Annotated in this window: 4 protein-coding genes and 1 pseudogene; 4 read left to right on the forward strand and 1 reads right to left on the reverse strand. The window is 68.3% G+C overall.

The window, feature by feature from the left end; genetic code table 11:
* Positions 1-249: NrsF family protein (locus AC1DOC_RS24645; protein ID WP_478130681.1), on the forward strand; the 249-nt coding region annotated here is incomplete at its 5' end.
* A 23-nt stretch (positions 250-272) separates the two neighbouring features.
* Here the strand turns inward: AC1DOC_RS24645 and AC1DOC_RS24650 are convergent.
* Positions 273-1787: a helicase HerA-like domain-containing protein gene (locus AC1DOC_RS24650; RefSeq protein WP_012747775.1), complete on the reverse strand. Its 1515-nt coding sequence runs from the start codon at positions 1785-1787 to the stop codon at positions 273-275.
* Between the two features lie 101 nt (positions 1788-1888).
* Here AC1DOC_RS24650 and AC1DOC_RS24655 point away from each other — a divergent pair, with 101 nt between their 5' ends.
* The 3 genes and pseudogenes from AC1DOC_RS24655 to AC1DOC_RS24665 form a co-directional block, all read left to right on the forward strand.
* The gene (locus AC1DOC_RS24655; RefSeq protein ID WP_012747776.1) at positions 1889-2200 is read left to right on the forward strand and encodes a phosphopantetheine-binding protein; all 312 of its coding nucleotides are present in this window, start codon (positions 1889-1891) and stop codon (positions 2198-2200) included.
* A gap of 3 nt (positions 2201-2203) precedes the next feature.
* Positions 2204-2848 carry a COG4648 family protein gene (locus tag AC1DOC_RS24660; RefSeq protein WP_012747777.1) on the forward strand — a complete coding sequence of 215 codons (645 nt, stop codon included), beginning with the start codon at positions 2204-2206 and terminating at the stop codon, positions 2846-2848.
* Positions 2849-2865: 17 nt separating this feature from the next.
* A pseudogene (locus AC1DOC_RS24665) lies at positions 2866-3606 on the forward strand (AMP-binding protein); the annotation flags it as partial.

Consider the following 3606-nt stretch of genomic DNA (forward strand, 5'->3'; position numbering starts at 1 on the left):
GTCAGCATCGGGCTCATGGCGCTGCCGGTCTTTGCGGCGGCGCTGCTGGCCCTGAAGGGGCTGGCGCCCACGCGGCCTGCGCTGGCCGGTGCGGCCGCCGGTGCGCTGGCCGGCGGGGTGGGTGCGGCGGTCTATGCGCTGCACTGCATGGAGTTGACGGCACCTTTCCTCGCGGTCTGGTACGTGAGCGGCATCGGGCTGCCGGTGCTGGTGGGCGCCGTGCTCGGGCCGCGCCTGCTGCGCTGGTAGCCAGCCAGCGGGGCCCGGCTGGCTCAGCGCTTCTTGGCGCCGAAGATGCCGCCCAGCACGCCGCGCAGGATTTCCTTGCCGACCGAGGTGCCCATGGTCCGCACCGCCGACTTGGCCATGGTCTGCACGAGGCCGTCGCGCTTGCCGCCGCGCGGGCCCGTGCTGCCGAAGAGCAGGTCGTTCAGCATGCTGCTGCCTTCGGACGCTTCGGCCGCACCCTTGCCGGCGCCCGCCGTCTTGGGCTGCGGTGCATCGGGCGCGGTTTCGGCCCGGCCCTTGAGTTTTTCGTAGGCCGATTCGCGGTCCACGGTCTTCTCGTACACGCCAGCGACGAGCGAATTGGCAATGACCGCCTGGCGCTGCGCGGCCGTGATGGGGCCGATCTGGCTGCCGGGTGGCACCACGAACACGCGCTCGGTCACGCTCGGGCGGCCCTTGGCATCGAGAAAACTCACCAGCGCCTCGCCCACCGCGAGCTCGGTGATCGCGGTTTCGATGTCCAGTCCCGGCTTCTGGCGCATGGTGGTGGCCGTGGCCTTGACGGCCTTCTGGTCGCGCGGGGTGAAGGCGCGCAGCGCATGCTGCACGCGGTTGCCCAGCTGGGCCAGCACCGAATCCGGAATGTCCAGCGGGTTCTGCGTCACGAAATAAACCCCCACGCCCTTGGAGCGCACCAGCCGCACCACGAGCTCGATGCGCTCGACCAGCGCCTTGGGCGCCTCGTTGAAGAGCAGGTGGGCCTCGTCGAAGAAGAAGGCGAGCTTGGGCTGCTCGGGGTCGCCGATCTCGGGCAGCTGTTCGAACAGTTCGGACAGCATCCAGAGCAGAAAGGTGGCGTAGAGCCGCGGCGAATTCATGAGCTTGTCGGCCGCCAGGATGTTGACCACGCCCTTGCCGCCCACCGTCTGCATGAAGTCGGCGATGTTGAGCATCGGCTCGCCGAAGAACTTGTCGCCGCCCTGGGTCTCGATCTGCAGCAGGCCGCGCTGGATGGCGCCCACGCTGGCGGCGCTGATGTTGCCGTACTCGGTGGTGAACTGGCTCGCGTTCTCGCCCACGTACTGCAGCATGGCGCGCAGGTCCTTCAGGTCGAGCAGCAGCAGGCCGTTGTCGTCGGCGATCTTGAACACCAGGTTCAGCACGCCGGCCTGCGTTTCGTTCACGTCGAGCATGCGGCCCAGCAGCAGGGGCCCCATGTCGGAGACGGTGGCGCGCACCGGGTGGCCCTGTTCGCCGAACACGTCCCACAGGGTGACGGGGCAGGCCTGCGATTCGGGCAGATCGATGCCCCGTTCCTTCAGCGTGGCCGCCATTTTTTCGCCGATGCTGCCTTTCTGGCTCATGCCGGTCAGGTCGCCCTTGACGTCGGCCATGAACACGGGAACGCCGATGCCCGAGAGCTTTTCGGCCATGGTCTGCAGCGTGACCGTCTTGCCGGTGCCGGTGGCGCCGGTGATGAGGCCGTGGCGGTTGGCCAGGCTGGGCAGCAGGGTGCACTCGATGGTGTCGTGGCGCGCGATCAGAAGGGGGTCGGCCATGAAGGGCTCCGGGTCGTATCGAAGCGGGCAGTCTAATCAAGCTGCCCTCCTATAATCCACGGCCCCCGAGGTAGTTACGGAAAAAGTTTCAGGAGGTTTTTTTGTCATCGACTGCTCAGCCCCCCATTCCCGCCGCCGGCGATTCACCTGAACAGTCGCCGATTGAAAAAGAGTTGGCCGTCCTGCTGGTGAACGCGCTCAATCTCGAAGTCGCACCCGAAGACATCGTGCCCACCGATCCGCTGTACGGCGAAGGCCTGGGCCTCGATTCCATCGACATCCTCGAAGTCGCGCTCGAGGTGTCCCGGCGCTATGGCTTCCAGCTGCGCTCGGACGACGAGCGCAACCAGCAGATCTTCCAGTCGCTGCGCACGCTCGCGACCCACGTCGCCCAGCATCGCAGCGCTTCCTGATCCATGTCTCGATGGCGACTGGCGCTCCTGCTGCTGGTGGGGGTGGCCTATGCCGGCCTCTCTCACTGGATGATGCTGTTCCACCCCACCGAGCCGTGGGCCGTGGTGGTGCTGCTCGGTCCGCTCTGGCTGGCCGCCATGGGTTTTGCCGCAAGCAAGTTCGGCCGCTGGGGTTTTGCCGCGGCCATGCTGCTGGGCATCGGGGGCTTTGCGCTCGTGTTCCTGGGTGAGGCGGGCGACACCAACCGGCTCTATGTGTTTCAGCATGTCGCCATCAACGGCCTCCTGTGCGGCTGGTTCGGCGCCTCGCTGCGCGGGCCCGGCCTGCCGCTGATCACCCAGTTCGCCCAGCGCGTGCATCCGCTCAAGGGCCAGATGCTGGCCTACACGACCACGCTCACGCGCATCTGGACCGCGTACTTCGCGCTGGTGGTGGTGTCGTCGATCGTGGTGTATTTGACGCTGCCTTTCTCGGCCTGGTCGCTGCTCGCGAACGTGCTGACGCCGCTGTCGGTCACGCTTCTTTTCGTGGGCGAGCACCTGGTGCGCTACCGGCTGCACCCCGAATTCGAGCGCACGCGGCTCATCGATGCAGTGCGCGCCTTCCAGGGCGCTTCGCCCGTCGACCACGGCAGCGGCAGCCGTTGAAGCAAGGGGCCCATTGCGTGAGCGCCGATACCCGCCTGCTGCCGCTGATCGCCAACCGGGACCTCGATGCACCGCTGGCCTGGCGCGCCGGCGTGCCGGTGAGCACGCGCCAGTTCCTGGCCGACGTGGCCCGCTTCGCGCCGCTGCTGCCGGCCGAGGGCCGGGCCGTCAATCTCTGTGTCGACCGCTATGCGTTTGCGGTCGGCCTGGCCGCTGCGCTGGTGCGCGGCCATGCGAGCCTGCTGCCGCCCGACGCGCGGCCCGACACGCTCGCGCGCCTGCTCGAATCCGGCGGCTCGAATCTTTTCGCGCTGACCGATGACGCCGCGCTCGCCACGCCCGGCATGCCGCGCCTGCTGGTCGAATACCGCGGCGGCTCCGAAGGCGATGCGGGCCTCGAGCTTCCGGCCATCGACGGCGCCATGCACGCGGTGAGCCTGCTGACCTCCGGCTCCACCGGTGCGCCGCAGCCGCATGCCAAGCGCTGGGACACGCTGGTCGGCGACGTCGCGGTGGCGGTGGAGCGGCTCTCCAGCCTGCTCGGTCTGCCATCGCTCGCCGGCCTGACGCTGGTGGCGACCGTGCCCGTGCAGCACAGCTACGGGCTGGAATCATCGGCGCTGCTGGCCATGCTCGGCGGCGCCGCGTTCGACAGCGGACGGCCGTTCTTTCCAGCCGACGTGGCCAAGACGCTGGCTTCGGTGCCACGCCCCCGCGCACTGGTCACCACGCCTTTCCACCTGAAGACGCTGCTGCTC

It is taken from the genome of Variovorax sp. 01T439_2 (assembly GCF_056398445.1).